Annotated in this window: 13 protein-coding genes; 6 read left to right on the forward strand and 7 right to left on the reverse strand. The window is 72.1% G+C overall.

Annotation, left to right across the window (positions count from 1 at the left end; translation table 11 throughout):
* Window positions 1–61: 61 nt before the first annotated feature.
* Window positions 62–2,041, reverse strand: a complete 1,980-nt coding sequence (locus ElP_RS33995) for a hypothetical protein (protein ID WP_145277938.1) — start codon at window positions 2,039–2,041, stop codon at window positions 62–64.
* A gap of 82 nt (window positions 2,042–2,123) precedes the next feature.
* Entirely contained in the window at window positions 2,124–3,398 is a 1,275-nt protein-coding gene (locus tag ElP_RS34000) for a Gfo/Idh/MocA family protein (protein ID WP_145277940.1), read from the reverse strand.
* Window positions 3,399–3,637: 239 nt separating this feature from the next.
* Here ElP_RS34000 and ElP_RS34005 point away from each other — a divergent pair, with 239 nt between their 5' ends.
* Window positions 3,638–4,453, forward strand: coding sequence for a DUF4058 family protein (locus tag ElP_RS34005; RefSeq protein WP_145277942.1), 816 nt, complete (start codon window positions 3,638–3,640; stop codon window positions 4,451–4,453).
* A 151-nt stretch (window positions 4,454–4,604) separates the two neighbouring features.
* Window positions 4,605–6,470: a GspE/PulE/PilB domain-containing protein gene (locus tag ElP_RS40870; RefSeq protein ID WP_145277944.1), complete on the forward strand. Its 1,866-nt coding sequence runs from the start codon at window positions 4,605–4,607 to the stop codon at window positions 6,468–6,470.
* Window positions 6,471–6,569: 99 nt separating this feature from the next.
* Here ElP_RS40870 and ElP_RS34015 read toward each other — a convergent pair whose 3' ends face one another.
* The 4 genes from ElP_RS34015 to ElP_RS34030 are packed head-to-tail and all read right to left on the reverse strand — an operon-like array spanning window position 6,570 to window position 8,254.
* The gene (locus ElP_RS34015; RefSeq protein ID WP_145277946.1) at window positions 6,570–7,049 is read right to left on the reverse strand and encodes a phage holin family protein; all 480 of its coding nucleotides are present in this window, start codon (window positions 7,047–7,049) and stop codon (window positions 6,570–6,572) included.
* Entirely contained in the window at window positions 7,028–7,267 is a 240-nt protein-coding gene (locus tag ElP_RS34020; RefSeq protein ID WP_145277948.1) for a hypothetical protein, read from the reverse strand. The genes ElP_RS34015 and ElP_RS34020 overlap by 22 nt, the downstream gene beginning before the upstream one ends.
* The gene (locus ElP_RS34025; protein ID WP_145277950.1) at window positions 7,227–7,733 is read right to left on the reverse strand and encodes a hypothetical protein; all 507 of its coding nucleotides are present in this window, start codon (window positions 7,731–7,733) and stop codon (window positions 7,227–7,229) included. The genes ElP_RS34020 and ElP_RS34025 overlap by 41 nt, the downstream gene beginning before the upstream one ends.
* Window positions 7,734–7,774: 41 nt before the next feature.
* Window positions 7,775–8,254, reverse strand: a complete 480-nt coding sequence (locus ElP_RS34030) for a hypothetical protein (RefSeq protein ID WP_145277952.1) — start codon at window positions 8,252–8,254, stop codon at window positions 7,775–7,777.
* A 421-nt stretch (window positions 8,255–8,675) separates the two neighbouring features.
* On the opposite strand from ElP_RS34030, the gene ElP_RS34035 reads away from it, so the two are divergent.
* The 4 genes from ElP_RS34035 (at window position 8,676) to ElP_RS34050 (ending at window position 12,404) form a co-directional block, all read left to right on the forward strand.
* Window positions 8,676–9,092, forward strand: coding sequence for a CsbD family protein (locus ElP_RS34035; RefSeq protein WP_145277954.1), 417 nt, complete (start codon window positions 8,676–8,678; stop codon window positions 9,090–9,092).
* Window positions 9,093–9,388: 296 nt separating this feature from the next.
* Window positions 9,389–10,009 carry a hypothetical protein gene (locus ElP_RS34040; protein WP_145277956.1) on the forward strand — a complete coding sequence of 207 codons (621 nt, stop codon included), beginning with the start codon at window positions 9,389–9,391 and terminating at the stop codon, window positions 10,007–10,009.
* A 170-nt stretch (window positions 10,010–10,179) separates the two neighbouring features.
* Window positions 10,180–11,685 (forward strand): rhamnulokinase, encoded by a 1,506-nt coding sequence (locus ElP_RS34045; RefSeq protein WP_145277958.1) that lies wholly within the window; start codon window positions 10,180–10,182, stop codon window positions 11,683–11,685.
* A 134-nt stretch (window positions 11,686–11,819) separates the two neighbouring features.
* A complete protein-coding gene (locus ElP_RS34050; RefSeq protein WP_145277960.1) occupies window positions 11,820–12,404 on the forward strand; it encodes a hypothetical protein in 585 nt (194 codons plus the stop codon).
* Window positions 12,405–12,626: 222 nt separating this feature from the next.
* Here the strand turns inward: ElP_RS34050 and ElP_RS34055 are convergent, their stop codons facing one another.
* Complete coding sequence (locus ElP_RS34055) at window positions 12,627–14,582, reverse strand: alpha/beta hydrolase family protein (protein ID WP_197446588.1); 1,956 nt, start codon at window positions 14,580–14,582, stop codon at window positions 12,627–12,629.
* Window positions 14,583–14,681 lie beyond the last annotated feature (99 nt).

Here is a 14,681-nt window from a genome sequence, read left to right on the forward strand (position 1 = left end):
CCGGACCGCGCGGCTCGAAGCTCGGGCCCCCGAGCCCTCGGGGGCGGGGCACCCCGGCCGACTACTTAACTCCATGCCGATATTGTAGCAGAAGTCCGGCCGAGATCGAGCCGAGCAGGAGCAGGGCCCCGGCCGCCTGGATCGCCAGGCCGAGGGCCAGGCCGGTCGGCACGATCCGAAGCTCCAGGACCCCCCGGGCGTCGGCCCGGGCGACGAAGGGCCGGTCCCACTCCACGCATCGGAGGTCGGCGAAGGGCCGGTCGCCGTTGACGAGCCACCAGGAGCCGGGGTTCTGGTTGATCCGGAGGTCCTGATGCGGTTCGACCCGATAGACGACCCGGTTCGGGGTCCAGGACTCCGGCTCGACGGGGCCGCGCTCGGTCCAGGCCTCGCCGACGTAGTCGGGGTGGCCGAGCCAGAGGCGGGCGGTCGAGGCGCCGGTGTCGTAGCCGAGGATCGGCTGGATCGCCCGGATCGTGCCGTAGCCCCGGAGCGTGTTCGGGTAAGCCGGGGCGCGTTCGAGGTTGATCGGCCGGTCGACGGGGGGGGAGGGGAGCCGCTCCCCCGTCGGCGGGGGGCCGAGCGCGACGGGGAGGGCCCGGTGGCCGAAGGCGATCAGGTCGGCCCCCAGCGCCAGCACGAGGGCGGCGCCCAGCCCCCGGGCCCCTCGCGTCGGGTTCGAGCGGAGCCAGGACACCGCGTCGCCCACGGCGAGGCCGACGCCGAGCATCGCGGCGATCCGCCAACGCGTGACCACGTGCATCGTCTCGAAGACCGGCCAGTACGACAGCCAGAAGCTCGGCTGGGTCCAGTGCACCGCCCCTAGGGCCAGCGCGAAGGCCAGGACCGCCAGCGAGTGCCACCAGCGCCACCCCCGCACCAGGCTGGCCGCCAGCAGGGCCACGCCGATGAGGCCGATGGCGCAGTTGGACTCCCAGAAGATGGGCACGGAGACGGATCGGAGGTCGTCGATCGAGGGACGATGGAGCATCTGCTCCGGGTAGGCCATCAGGCGGAGGTCGATCATCATGTTGCCGTGCCGGGGGAAGTCGCGCATCAGGGCGGCCATCGGCCCGACCCGCCAGCCGGTCAGCACGAGCATCAGCCCGACGGCGAGGAGTCCGTGCCGGGCGTATCGCCGGCGTCGCGTGCCCTCCTCGACCCGGAGGCCACGCAAGACGACGGCCGAGGCGATGAGCAGGGCGTAGACGCTCGGATACGAGACGCCGTTGAGCACGTCGAACGCCGCCCAGAGGCCCAGCGCCACCCCCTGCCCCGGCCGGTCGGCCAGGCGGCAGGCGTGGTAGGCGAGCCAGGGCATGGCGCAGAAGCTCATGGTGACATAAAGGCCCGCCACCGTGTAGACGATCATCCCGCCGTGCAGGCCGAAGACCAAGCCGACGGCGCAGGAGGCCCAGGGGTCTCCCAGCCAGAGCCTCCCCAGGCGTCGGGCGCCCTCGACGGCGATCATCAGGCAGACGACGGCCGACAGCCTCAGCCCGGCCCCGGTGCCCAGCAGCAGGGCCAGGGGGGTCATCAGCGGGACGAGGCTGCACTGCGGGTCGGCCGCCAGCGGGAACCCGCCACGGTTCCAGGGGTTCCACCAGGGGAACTGGCGGTACTCGAGGACGGTCTTGCGGACGGCCTCGTACGCCTGCAAGTAGAAATCCCAGTCGCCGTAGCCGAGCCCCGGCCGGGACAGCAGCGGCCAGGCCAGGGACGCAGTCGCCGCCGCCAGCACCCACGGCAACGCCCGCCCGGCAGGCCCGGCCGCCGATCCTTGCCCCTCGACGGCCGGCCAACGGTCCCCCGGCCGGACCCACAGCAGCCGGGCGATCCCCAGGCCGATCAGCCCGAGGAAGGCGAGCATCCCCGCCCCCCTCCGCACCGGCCAGGGGATCGCCATGAACAGGTCGGGGGCGAGCAGGGCGACGAAGGCCAGGGGGACCGCCAGCAGGGCGGCCGCCCTCGGCCTCCGGCGGATCTGCCGCCACGCCCGGGCGAGGGCGCGGCCCGCGAGGCGGGGGAGGTTCGCGCTCACATCCGCCTCGGTGAAGGCATATTCATGGACGACGAGATGAGAGAGGCCGGGGCCCGGGCCCCGGCCGGGGTCCTTGGCCGGGTCAGGCGATGTCGGTCACGCCGGGGATGGGGATGGGGTAGTTGGGGGCGTCTCCCCAGTCGTAGGACTCGGGGCCGAGGCGCTCGGGGCTGTTGAGGGCCTCGTCCCAGGTGAAGGTCTTGCCGGTGTAGGCGACCATGCGGCCCATGATCGCCAGCAGGGTGGAGACGGCGCCCTGCTCGCCGTTGTTGATCGGCTTGCCGGCGCGGAGGGCGGCGTACATCTCGTCGTGCTCGGTCTGGTACATGTTGTTGCTCTCGCCCCGGTACCGCCAGCGGTTCTCCCCGCTGATCCGGTTGCCGAAGACGTCGCACACGCCCTTGGCGCCGATGACGTAGTCCTTCACCTGGTTGTCGGTGTTGGGCCAGTGTCGGCAGTGGTGGTAGCCGCGGACGTCGTCGGGGTACTCGTAGACGACGGAGAAGTGGTCGTAGATGTTGCCGTACCGCTCGGCGGTGCGGACCTGCCGGCCGCCGACGCCCCAGGCCCGCTCGGGCAGGGCGCCCTTCATGGCCCAGTTCATGGTGTCGATGCCGTGGACGGCCTGCTCGACGATGTGGTCGCCGGAGAGCCAGGTGTAGTAGTACCAGTTGCGGAGCTGGTACTCCATGTCGCTGGAGCACTCTTCGCGGGTCTTGCGGGGCTCCCAGACGCCCTGGCTGTTGTAGGTGGTCTCGATGGCCCGGATGTCGCCGATGGCGCCGTCGAAGACCTGCTGCATGGTGGCGCGTCGGGGCTCGTGGTAGCGCCAGCAGAAGCCGTTGACGATGGAGAGGCCCTTCTCGGCGGCGTCCCGGACGGACTGGAGGTACTGGCGGAGGCCGGCCGGGTCGACGGCCATCGGCTTCTCGACGAAGGCGTGCTTGTTCTGCTCGACGGCGTAGGCCAGGTGCAGGGGGCGGAAGTGGGGGGTGGTGGTGAGGACGACGACGTCGCAGGAGTCGATGACGTCCTTGTAGGCGTCGAAGCCGACGAACATCGAGTCCTCGGTCACGTCGACGCGGTCGCCGATCCGGGAGCGGATGAGGGTCTGGAGGCTGGACTCCATGCGGTCCTTGAACAGCTCGGCCATGGAGACGAGGCGGCAGCCCTCGTCGGCGGTGAGCGCCTGCTCGGCGGCGCCGGTGCCGCGCCCGCCGCAGCCGACCAGGCCGACCCGGATGGTGTCGGTGCCGGCGGCGTGGGCGACGTGGGCCAGGTTGACCGTCGCCGCGGCTCCGGCGGCGGCGGCCGAGTTCATCAGGAAGACGCGGCGGTTGGAGCTGCCGTTTCGCATCGGGTGGGCCTCCCTCGGTCCTGTCGGGGTGGGTGGGCGAGTCCGGTCCTCCGGGGGCAGCCCTGCGGGCCCGGCTCGGGGTCGAGCCGGGCCGGGCGGGTCACGCCCGGCGGAGAGGGTGGGGAAGGCACACCTTAACATGGGTTGCACACCGTCGATAGGGATGACCTCCGGCCCGATCGCCCGTACAATCTCCCCCAGGCGAGGTCGGCCGACGCCCGACGAGGAGCCCGAGCCCGATGCCCACCATCTTCCCCGGCATGGACCCGTACCTGGAGCACCCGAGCCTCTGGCCGGGCTTCCACAACTGGTTCATCATCTCGATGGCCGAGGCGATGCAGCAGCGGCTCCGGCCGCGCTACCTCGCCGCGGTCGAGGCGAGGGTCTACATCGAGGGGGGCGACCGGGACGTGATCCCCGACGTCCTGATCCGACGTCCCGGCCCCCGGCCCGATGGCCCCGGGCCCGGGGGACGCCAGGCCGTCGCCGTCGCGGAGGAGGACGGGCCGGTGATCGTCCGGGCCGCTCCGGGGGTCGAGGTCAACGAGTCGTACCTGACGATCCTCGACCGCTCCTCGGGCCTCCGGGTGGTGACGGTAATCGAGCTGCTCAGCCCCTCGAACAAGTGCCGGGGGCCGGGCCGATCGCTCTACAGGCAGAAGCAGCGCGACGTCCTGGGGAGCGACGCCCACCTCGTCGAGCTGGACCTGCTCCGCACCGGCCGGCACACCGTCGCCGTGCCCGGAGGGCTGGCCGAATCCCGAGGGCCGTATCACTACCTCATCTGCGTCACCCGGGCCCGACGTCCCCGGGACGAGTTCGAACTCTACCCCCGGTCCCTCCGGCGCCCCCTGCCGACCCTCTCCATCCCCCTGGCCGACCCCGACCCCGACCTCCGCCTCGACCTCAACCCCGTCCTCTCCCGGACCTACGACGCCGGCTCCTACCGGGACCGGATCGACTACGCCCGCCCCTGCCGCCCGGCGCTCTCGGACGAGGATCAAGCCTGGGCCGATGGGCTGATCCGGCGGCCCGAGCCCCCGGCCGATGTCTGAGGCCCGATCGGCCCGACGCCGGGGCGTCGGCCCGGCCCCTCCTCGGGCCTTCGATGGGAGGTTTGGCGTAATCCTGCAATGATGACGCGCATGCATGGCCTGGTTGGGTGGTGACGATGTGCCGTTCGGGACGCAATCGGGGGGCTGATCGATGGAGTATCGCTACCTCGGGACCCGGGGGGCGCTGAACGAGACCAGCGGCGAGGAGCCGTCGGCTTCTCCGCCACCCCCGCCACCCATGGGGAGGGCGTCGGCGGGGGGATGGGCGTCGGGCGATTCGGGGTCGAGTCTCGTCCGGGAGCGGGCCGTGCTGGCGGGCCTGATGCCGGTGGAGGTGGCCTTCGAGCAGGACGTGGTCCCCCTGGAGGTGGAGGGGGAGGCGCTGGTCGTCGGCGCCCTCGACGGGGACGACATCGCCAAGGCCGACAAGCTCTCGTTCAGCCTGGCCAGGCCGGTGAAGCTCCGGCAGGTGGGATGGCACGAGCTTCGGCTGAAGCGGGAGGCCCTCTATGGGAGCCCGAGGCGGTCCCGGGGACAGGCGGTGCTGGCGTCGAGGACGAGGTCCGCACCCTGGTCCGACGACTTCTTCGAGGCGGATGCGGTGACCGCGTCGGGGAGGGGCGGCGCGTCGACCCTCTCCTACTCCGCGGGCGAGGACCTGGATCGACCGCCCGGCCACGCCCCGGTCGCTCCCCACGAGGGCCGGTCGGGGTTCCTGGCGAGCATCGACACGACCAAACCTTTGGGAGGGCCGGCCGGCATGTTCCTCTACACGGTCGAGGAAGGGCAGCGCGTCCTGCTGAGGCGGTCGGACGGGACGATGGACGTCGTCGTCGGCCCGAAGCGGGTCTGGCGCGGTCGCAACGTGTTCCGGGCGATGACGCACCACGTCGCCCACCCGGGTGATTATCTGATCATCCGGTATCGGGACGGGCGGCAGGAGCACCTGGCCGGCCCTTCGGAGGTCTGGTTCGACCCGAGGGCGCACCAGGCGATCGAGCGGCAGGAGGCGCTGCAACTGGCCGCCAAGGAGGCGGTGGTCGTCTACAGCCAGAAGGAGGGGACCGGCGTGGTGCAGCGGAGGGTCGAGTACGGCCCGGCGCTGTTCATCCCCAGGCCGGGGGAGTGGCTGCACACGTTCTCCTGGCACGCCTCGAGGGGCGGGTCGAAGGGCGTGGTCAAGGTGCCCAACGGGCTGGTCTTCCAGAAGCTCTGGTTGATGCCGGACCAGATGTATCACGACGTGACCGACGTCCGCACAGCCGACGACGCCGTGCTGACGATCCGCCTGATGATCTTCTTCGAGCTGGTCGACATCGACCGGATGCTCGACGCCACCCACGACCCGATCGGCGACTTCGTCAACGCCGCCTCCAGCGACGTGGTCGACTTCACCGGCCGTCACGACTTCGAGTCGTTCAAGCGGAACACCGAACGCCTGAACGAGCTGGAGGCCTATCGCCAGCTCTCGGGCCGGGCAAGCCAGTGCGGCTACCGGATCAACAAGGTCGTCTATCGGGGCTACGGCGCGGCCGAGCGGCTCCAGCAGATGCACGACCAGGCGATCGAGGCCCGGACCCGATTGCAGCTGGATCGGGCCACCGAGCAGCAGGCGCAGGACCTGGAGAACTTCCGGCTCGACAGCCAGCTCGCCAGGGCCGGGAAGCGCCGGGGGGAACAGTCGTCGGAGGTCTCGCACGACCTGGAGATCGCCGCACAGAAGCACGAGGCCCAACTGAGGCGGTCGGAGGCCGTCGCCGTGGCGGGCCGGGAGCGGCGACGGCTCGACGCCGAGCAGGGCCGGTCGCTCCGGGCCCTGGAAGACGCCCGGAGGCGGGAGCACCTGGCCTCGCTCAGGGACCTGGGCGTGGACCTGACGGCCTATCTCACCCAGGGCCGGGCCGATCGGGTCATCGAGGTCCGGGGCCGGGGCGGCGACGGCGCGACCCACGTCCACCTGGAGCCGGGCCCGGGCCCGATCGCCCCCCCCAAAAGGGAAGGGCCCGAGGCGGGTTGATCGGGGACAGGCACGGCGATCGGCCAAAACACGAAGGCGGCGGGCAGGGGGTGAATTCCGCCCGATGCCCGCCGCCCGAGACCGGGATGCCGACCTGTCTCAACCTTGGCGATACCGAGACCAGTGCTGGGGCTGCCGGAGGCGGAGGTTGCCGCCCTCGGAGGCGACCTGGGTGATCCAGTGGATGTTGCGCCTCAACTCCTGGCGGGAGCGGTCGAAGGCCCGGCCGCTGCCGAGGACCGATCGGAGGCAGAGCCAGGAGACGAGCCCGGCGAGCACCGCCGCGCCGCCGGAGACGGCGAGGTAGGCGCCGAAGCGGGGGAGCCATCCGGCCCAGGTGACCAGCTCGGCGAGGCCGACCAGGGCGACCGGCACGGAGCAGAGCAGCACGACCAGGCCCGCGATCAGGCCGATGGCCGGGACCTTCGCCTCCTTGACCGTCTCGTTCAGGTCGGCCTGGGCGAGGCGGGCCTGGAGGTCGGCCAGGGTGAGGACGTCGTGCCCCAGCTCGGTGAGGCTGCCCTGGAGGCTGTCGGGCACCTCGACGCCAAAGAAGGTCAACGTCTTTTGATGAACCATCCCACCATCGCTCCCAGTGCAAGGGCCGCGGCTAGGGACCGGGCCGGGTGCCGGACGATCTGCGATCGGACCGAGGAGAGGGCCTGCTCCAGGCCCTCCCGGGCCTGGCCGTAGCCCTCCCGGGCCCGGGCCGAGAGCTCCGCGGCGGCCTCTCGGGCCTGCTCGGAGGTCGGGGCGTCAGTCGGGACGCCGAGGTGCTGACTGATCCGATTGAACACGGCTGCCCTCCTGCTGGTCCGGCATAAAGCTTCCCCACTGGGACTCGGCCAGCCGGCCTTCGATGAATTGGATCGCGTAGTTCTGGGCCGCCCGCATGGCGATCGGCGCCGCGAAGCCCAGGGCCATCGAGAGCAGGCCCTTGCGCTGGGCCTTCTCCTCGGCCCGCTCCTCGGCCCGCTCCTCGTACCGCGTCCTGGGGCGGGAGCGGTCGGCCTCCTCCCGCTCGACGACCCGGATGCGGCGCCGGGGGACGAGCAGCCAGGCGGCCGCGAAGCCGACGCCGAAGGCGGCGCCGACGGCCGGCCAGGGGGCGGCCCGGACGTACCCCCGCCAGTTCAGGGTAGCGTTGAAGTGCTCCCGGGCGACGTTGACGTCGGCGTGGATCTCCCGGCGGATCTTGGCCATCTCGCGCCGGAGGTCGTCGACCTCGGCCTGGTCGCCCCATTGCGGTCTGTGCGATGCCACGGCGGGCCTCCTGCGTCGTTCCTGGTGCTCGTGCCGCCCGCTCAGAAGCCGAGGAGGCCGGCGGCGTCCTTGGCGCGTCGGGAGGCCGAGTCGCCGAGGTCGTGGGCGTAGCCCGAGGCGCGGTCGCCCAGGTCGTGGGCGTAGCCCGAGGCCTGCCGGGTCGCCGACCTCCCCATCGCCTCGACGCGTTCGCCCAGGTGGCGGAGCGAGCCGGAGAGGTCGTCCAGCGACCAGCCCGACCGGCGGTCCCGGGGCATCAGGGCGACGACCGCCAGGCCGAGGCCGAGGCCGACGCCGAAGCTGGTCCAGATCGCCGTCATCGGCCGGCGGTCGACGGCGCCCCGGACGCGGCGGTCGGCCTGCATCGCCATGTGCTGGGCGCGGTCGGCCAGGTCCTCGGCGTGCCCGGCGAGCTGGTCGGCCCGCTCGGAGAGTTGCTCGGCCAGCCGATCCCGCTCGTCCTGGGCGCGCTGCTGCGTGCTCCGGCCGTTGTTCGAGGAGCCTTTCCTGCGGGTCGCCATCTCGTTCCCTCCTCCGGTTGCGTCTCGTGTCGTCGCGTCGCCGCCTCGCGAGTCGATCGAAGGCGGCCACCGCCGGTCGGGGCGATGGCAGGGCGACGAGGCGAGGGTCTCGATCGACCCGTTCGTCTCTCGGCGGGATCGAGGTTGCAACTGACATGCCGACCGCGCCGCCGGCACCCTGCCCGGGCTTCGGCATTGCACTTGCACCGGTTCCCCGACGCAATGCCCGGCGGCCGAGGCGGGCGGCCGGCTCGGCCCGATCCGGCCCGGCCGCCCGGGTCGACCCACCGGGGACCGAGCGAGCCCGGAGGATCCGGGTCGCCCCGGACCCCCGCCCCGACCGGGCGCACGCGAGCACCCCGATTCACGCAGCCATCGCACGACACGCCGAACCGCCACGAACGACGGAGGAGCAACCACCATGAATGCCCAGACGCTTCAAGGCCACTGGAACGAGATCAAGGGCCAGCTGAAGTCCAAGTACGGCCAGCTGACCGACCAGGACCTCGAATTCGCCGAGGGGAACGTCGACCAGCTGGTCGGCAACATCCAGCGCAAGACCGGCGAGTCCCGGGAGTCGATCGAGCGCCACCTGGACACGCTGATCAACAAGGGCTCGGCCGGCGTGGCCGCCGCGGGCGAGCGGCTCCAGGGCGCCGCCCACTACGCCGCCGACCACCTGCGCAGCGGCTACGACTCGGCCCAGCAGTCGTTCTACGACCAGTACGGCCAGGCCGAGGACATGGTCCGCAGCAACCCCATGCAGTCCGTCGGCACCGCCTTCGGCGTGGGCGTGCTGGTCGGCGTCACGCTCGGCCTGCTGCTCCGCCAGCGCTGAGCCGATCGATCGGCCGCCGGATCGGATCTGGTCTGATCGAGCTGACGGCGCGTCGCCCGCATCGCCGGGCGTCGCGCCGTTTCCGCGCGCCCGCCTCGCCTCCCCGATGCCCGAGGAAATGCCCGGCCCTCCCCTGGCCTTCGAGGGAGTCGGCGCCTATCTTACAAGTGTCGGTGCTGCCGACGACGGCCCCCCGACCCCGCTCGCCGATCCCATCGATGGCGGTCTCCGGCACCCTTCTCCCCCGCCGGCCCGACCCGTCCCGAGGCGCAGGACAAACGACAGGAGCGATCGCGATGACCTGGCTTTCCGAAGATCCCTGGACCCTGGTCGGCGCCTGCGGGGTGCTGGCCCTGGCCTCCCTGGTGTTGCTGCGGATCACTCAGCAGGGCAAGTACCTGGCCTGGGCCGGCGGGGCGGCGGCGGCGGCGGCCCTGGTGCTGCTGGTCGAGTTGCTGTGGGTGACCGACCGGGAGCGGATCGAGCGGGTCATCTACGACATGGCCGACGCGGTCGAGCACGGGGAATTCCCCCGGGTCGAGTCCCACCTGGCGCCGGAGTTCGAGCGGGAGAGCGGCGCGTTCTCGAAGTTCGCCATCCGGGGGGCGGTGATGGGCCTGGACTTCGAGTTCATCCGGGTCTCCCGGCTGGAGGTCCACGCTGGGGAGCGGACGGGCATGGGCAAGGCCGACTTCCTGGGCATGGCCCAGTGGGCCGTGCGCTCCCCCGAGGGCGGCGCCACCTTCGACGCCACGCCGCCGCCGGGGGTCGGCTTCTCGTTCGGGTTCCGGGAGGTGGAGCCGACGCAGTGGAAGGTGTCCCGGATCGAGGTGACCAGCGTCCCGATGGGGGGGACGCCGGAGGCGGTGTCCGGCTACCTGTCGCGGTTCGCCCCCCGGGCCTCCCGGTCTCGATGACGGGCCGGCCGGGCCCCCACGCGCCCGCGGCCTCCTGATCTCGGCGAGGGTGCCCGCCGGTCCCGGGCGGGTGCTCCGTCCGTTGCCCGGCCCCGACGCTCCCCGTAAGATGGCCGCGTTCTGCGAGGCACGCCGGATTCCCAAACGACCAACCGGGGGCTCCCGACCCGATGGCGACGACACGCTATTACCTCGCCCTGGACCTGGGCGCCGAGAGCGGCCGGGGCCTGCTGGGCCGGTTCGACGGCCGGCACCTGACCCTGGAGGAGATCCACCGCTTCCCCAACGGCCCGGTCCGGCTGTTCGACTCGCTGCACTGGGACCTCCCCCGGCTGTTCGACGAGATCAAGGTCGCCCTCCGCAAGGCCGCCTCCGGGGGGGCGAAGCCCGAGGGGATCGGCCTGGACACCTGGGGCGTCGACTTCGGCCTGATCGGCCGGGGCGACACGATCCTCGGCAACCCGGTCCACTACCGGGATCCCCGGACCGAGGGGATGATCGAGCTGGCCTGCTCGATGGTCCCCCGCGAGCGGATCTACGAGGTCACCGGCCTGCAGTTCATGCCCATCAACACCGTCTACCAGCTGCTGGCGATGAAGCAGGCGGGCTCCCCCCTGCTCGACTGCGCCGAGACGATGCTGATGATGCCCGACCTGCTCGGCTGGCTGCTCACCGGGCGTCGGGCGGGCGAGCTGACCGACGCCTCGACCACGCAACTGCTCGACGCCCGGGCCGGTGCCTGGTCGGACGAGCTGTGCGAGGGGCTCGGCCTGCCCCGGCACATCCTGCCCGAGCTGATCGCCCCGGGCAGCGTGCTCGGCACGCTCCGATCCCCGGTCGCCGAGGAGACGGGCCTGCCGGCCGACACGCCGGTGATCGTCCCCGCGACGCACGACACCGGCAGCGCCGTGGTCGCCGTGCCCGCCGCGGGCAAGGGGCCGGGGTCGGCGCCGGACTGGTGCTACCTCAGCTCGGGGACGTGGTCGCTGATGGGCGTGGAGGTGGCGAGGCCGATCATCACCGAAGCGACGTATCGGTACAATTTCACCAACGAGGGGGGCGTGGACGGCACCTCCCGGCTGCTGAAGAACATCATGGGCCTGTGGCTGGTGCAGGAGTGCCGGCGGACCTGGGCGCGATCGGGCCGGGAATACTCGTATGAAGACCTGATCCCCCAGGCCGAGGCGGCGCCGGCCTTCCGCTCCCTGGTCGACCCGGACCACCCCTCCTTCCTGCCCCCCGGGGACATGCCGTCGAGGATCGCCTCCTACTGCCGGGACACCGGCCAGCCGGTCCCCGACGGCGAGGGGGCGTTCGTCCGCTGCGCCCTGGAGAGCCTGGCCTTGAAGTACCGCTGGGTGGTCGAGCGGCTGGAGGAGGTCACCGGCACCCCGATCGCGACCATCCACATCGTCGGCGGGGGGGCCCGCAACGCCCTGCTCAACCAGTTCACCGCCGACGCCACCGGTCGCCCCGTGCTGGCCGGGCCGGTCGAGGCGACCGCGATCGGCAACCTGCTCATGCAGGCCCGGGCCCGCGGCCGGATCGGCTCGCTCGCCGAATTACGCGAGGTCGTCGCCCGATCGTTCCCGGTTACGACGTATGAACCGAGCGAGTCGGGCGCCTGGCAGGACGCGGTCGGCCGGTTCGGGGCGCTGGTCCCCGGCCGGGGCTGAGCGGGAAGTCACGGAGGTCGGATCGGAAATCGTTGGGAATCGCCCCGCCGCCGATTTATGCTCGATCCGGCGGCACCTGCGCGGCCTTCTCCGGCCGGCGGGCCCGCCCGGGAACACCGCGAGGAGGTGGGCTCATGGCGGCGTTGACGATCCCCGAAGAGGCGAGGGGCACCCCCCGGGCTTCGGCGCGTTGGGGCGAGGCCCTGGCCGGCACGGTCGTCTTCGGGCTCTGGTTCCTGCTCTATGCGGCCGGTGCCCTCGTGGGGACCGGCCCGGCCCGGGAGCGGGTCATGGCCGGGGCGCCCCCGCTGGAGGCGATCCGGCTGCTGACGCTGATCCTGCTCTGCTACACGGCGACGAACGTGGCGATCCTCTGCATCATCGGCTCGCAGCTCGGCGGCCTCTTCCGCCGGGTGCGGGAGGGGTTGCAGGGGAGGCCCACGCCGACCTCGATGCCGAGCCTGATGTTCGCGCTGGGGCTGCAAGGGTTCGTGATCTACCTGGTGATCGTCTCCGGGGTGATCTCCTTCAGCGGCGGATACGCCTTCCTCTCCAGCCCGAACCAGGACCAGTACATGAGGCTCGCCGCTACCGCGTCGCTCTTCAGCTTCGTGGTCGGCTACAGCCCGACGGCGATCGTCGCCCTGCTGGCCCGGCTGGAACGCCTGCTCGGCGCCGGGGCCCCGTCGACCGGAGGCGACCCCGGGGCGGTGGCCTGATGACCCGCCCGATCGGCCGACGTCTCCGGCCTCGGGCTCCCAACCCTCGCCTGCGGGGGTGGGGTGGCCGGAGGCCGGGCGAGGGGGCTCGGACGATGTGCAAGGCGTGGCGATCCATCGAAGGCGCCTCACCCCGGCCCTCTCCCCGCACGTGGGGAGAGGGGGACGGACGGCGGCCGGGCGATCGAGGCGGCCGGTCCTTCCCCCGGGGATCGGGATCGGTCATTCCCCCGCCTCGACCCGCTCGACGGGCCTCGGCGCGACCATCGCCTCGATCTGGGGCAGGTCGAACGACTCCAGCAGGCCGAAGCAGTACAGCTCGGGGGCGTCCTCGAAGGTCCGGCCCTCGTCGAGGATCTCTTTGAGGCTGGCCATCGGCCGGTGGAGGGTGACGCCGGAGACCGCCTCGGGGGCCAGGGCGGCGGCGACCAGCGCGACCACGCCGGACCGGGGGCCGATCGCCTCGATCGTGGGGGCGGGATCCGAGTCGGAGGGGCGGAAGGCCCGGGCGGCGGCGAGCAGGCCGCCGACCTGGACGCCGATCGGGCGTTCGCCCACCGAGGCGATCATCAGGGCCCAGAGGTAGTCCCGCTCGGCAGGCTTCGCCTCGCCGAAGTAGAAGGGGTCGACCGCGACCACCCGCTTGCCCTCGGCCAGGTGGGCGACGGCCGCGTCGACCGTCTCTCCCCGGCCGCCGTCGGCGAGCAGCAGGACCGTCTCGGTCGGGGCCTCGGCCCCGGTCGGCTCCAGCCGGACGGCCGGGACGGACCACGAGTCGGCCAGGAGGAGGCGGAAGGTCGTCGCCGAGAACCCGTCTCCCGGGACGCTGGAGACGGCGTCCATCGCCACGTCCCCCTCGATCGGCCGGACGATCGCCTTGAGGGCCGATCGGCGGTCGTCGGGCTCCTGGTCGTCGGCCTTCGGCAGCGATTCGGCGAGGCTCAGCGCGAGCCTCCTCAGGTCGAGGGTGTCGTCGGGCAGCGGGACATTCAAGTCTTCCGCGGCCTTCACCTCCGGGTCGCTCGGGATTTCGGCGGGGTCGTAGTCGGGGTCGTCGGCGAACCAGTGGTCGCCGATGAGGCGGTAGAGGGCCTGGCGGTTGTCCTGCTCGTAATTGTGGGTGCCGGGGTCGAGGTTGACGTGGACCCGGAGGTTGGCCTCGCGGTCGAACAGGGAGTAGATCGGCGCGGCGGCTTCCACCAGCGGGGGCATCGCGTGGGGGGAGGCGAAGCAGCAGTTGTCCTTCTGGTTGAAGGTGAGCAGGGCGGGCCTGGGAGCGAGCAGGGCGGTCAGGTGGGTGTAGTCGGCCACGAGGGCGAGGTCGCAGGGGGTCTGCTCCGAGTCCCCGAGGTCGGAGAGGTATTCGATCCGGGTCAGGAAGCTGGAATAGCCGGCGACGGGGTCGGTGAGGGTGACGCGCTCGTCCAGCGCGCTGACGAAGATCGTCTGCCAGCCGCCCCCCGAGAGGCCGGTGACGCCGACCCGGGTCGGGTCGGCCTGGGGGTGGTCGAGCAGCAGGTCGAGGGCCCGGGTCATGGCGAGGTAGTGGGTGGCGATCCCGCCGGAACCGCAGAGGTCGATCGCGTTGATCAGGCCGTGCTGGTTGCCGTCGGATCGGAGCTGGCCCATGCCGATCCACTCGGCGTTCAGGGCGAGGATGCCCCGCTTGGCCAGGTTGATGCAGCGGACCTGCTTGTAGGGGGCCGCCTTCCCCTGGGCGTCGTGGCCGTTGACGTTGAGGACGACGGGCGCCTTGCCGTCGATGCGATCCGGCTCGTACAGCAGGGCCGGGATCCAGAAGCCGGGCAACGCCTCGTAGCGGAGTTTCTTGATGCGATAGCCGGGGCCGCCCTCGACCTCGTCGAGCCATTCGACCTTCGTCTCGGCGTCCCGCCAGCCCGACGCCTCGCCCCGGAAGACGACGCGGTCGAGCACCTCGGAGCGGATCCGGGCGGCGGCCTCGGTCCAGGAGGCTTCGGAGTCGACGTCGGGCATCCGTGCGATCCTGGGCGCGACGAAGGCGCGGACGTCGTCCATCGGCGTGCCGCGTTCGAGGACCATCCGGTCGATCGCCGAGGCGACTGCCTCCCGGTCCGGCGGGTCGGCCGCCGGGGCGATCGTCGGGGCGAGGGCGAGGCCGATCCACGCGAGGGCGAGGGTTCCGATCCGAGTCATCATCTGCCTCCGGGGGGACGCTTCGTCGTCGGGGAGGCCCCGTCGGGCCTCCTTCGACGGTGGCCGGGGCCGCGGCATGGCCATCAAACCCGAACGAGACGC

Source organism: Tautonia plasticadhaerens (assembly GCF_007752535.1).
GTDB classification, from domain to species: domain Bacteria; phylum Planctomycetota; class Planctomycetia; order Isosphaerales; family Isosphaeraceae; genus Tautonia; species Tautonia plasticadhaerens.

Excerpts from the sequence above, each read along its gene's own strand:
- ElP_RS34000 (WP_145277940.1), bottom strand. The coding sequence starts at position 3,398 with ATGCGAAACGGCAGCTCCAACCGCCGCGTCTTCCTGATGAACTCGGCC.
- ElP_RS34005 (WP_145277942.1), top strand. The coding sequence starts at position 3,638 with ATGCCCACCATCTTCCCCGGCATGGACCCGTACCTGGAGCACCCGAGC.
- ElP_RS40870 (WP_145277944.1), top strand. The coding sequence starts at position 4,605 with ATGGAGTATCGCTACCTCGGGACCCGGGGGGCGCTGAACGAGACCAGC.
- ElP_RS34015 (WP_145277946.1), bottom strand. The coding sequence starts at position 7,049 with ATGGTTCATCAAAAGACGTTGACCTTCTTTGGCGTCGAGGTGCCCGAC.
- ElP_RS34030 (WP_145277952.1), bottom strand. The coding sequence starts at position 8,254 with ATGGCGACCCGCAGGAAAGGCTCCTCGAACAACGGCCGGAGCACGCAG.
- ElP_RS34035 (WP_145277954.1), top strand. The coding sequence starts at position 8,676 with ATGAATGCCCAGACGCTTCAAGGCCACTGGAACGAGATCAAGGGCCAG.
- ElP_RS34040 (WP_145277956.1), top strand. The coding sequence starts at position 9,389 with ATGACCTGGCTTTCCGAAGATCCCTGGACCCTGGTCGGCGCCTGCGGG.
- ElP_RS34045 (WP_145277958.1), top strand. The coding sequence starts at position 10,180 with ATGGCGACGACACGCTATTACCTCGCCCTGGACCTGGGCGCCGAGAGC.
- ElP_RS34050 (WP_145277960.1), top strand. The coding sequence starts at position 11,820 with ATGGCGGCGTTGACGATCCCCGAAGAGGCGAGGGGCACCCCCCGGGCT.
- ElP_RS34055 (WP_197446588.1), bottom strand. The coding sequence starts at position 14,582 with ATGATGACTCGGATCGGAACCCTCGCCCTCGCGTGGATCGGCCTCGCC.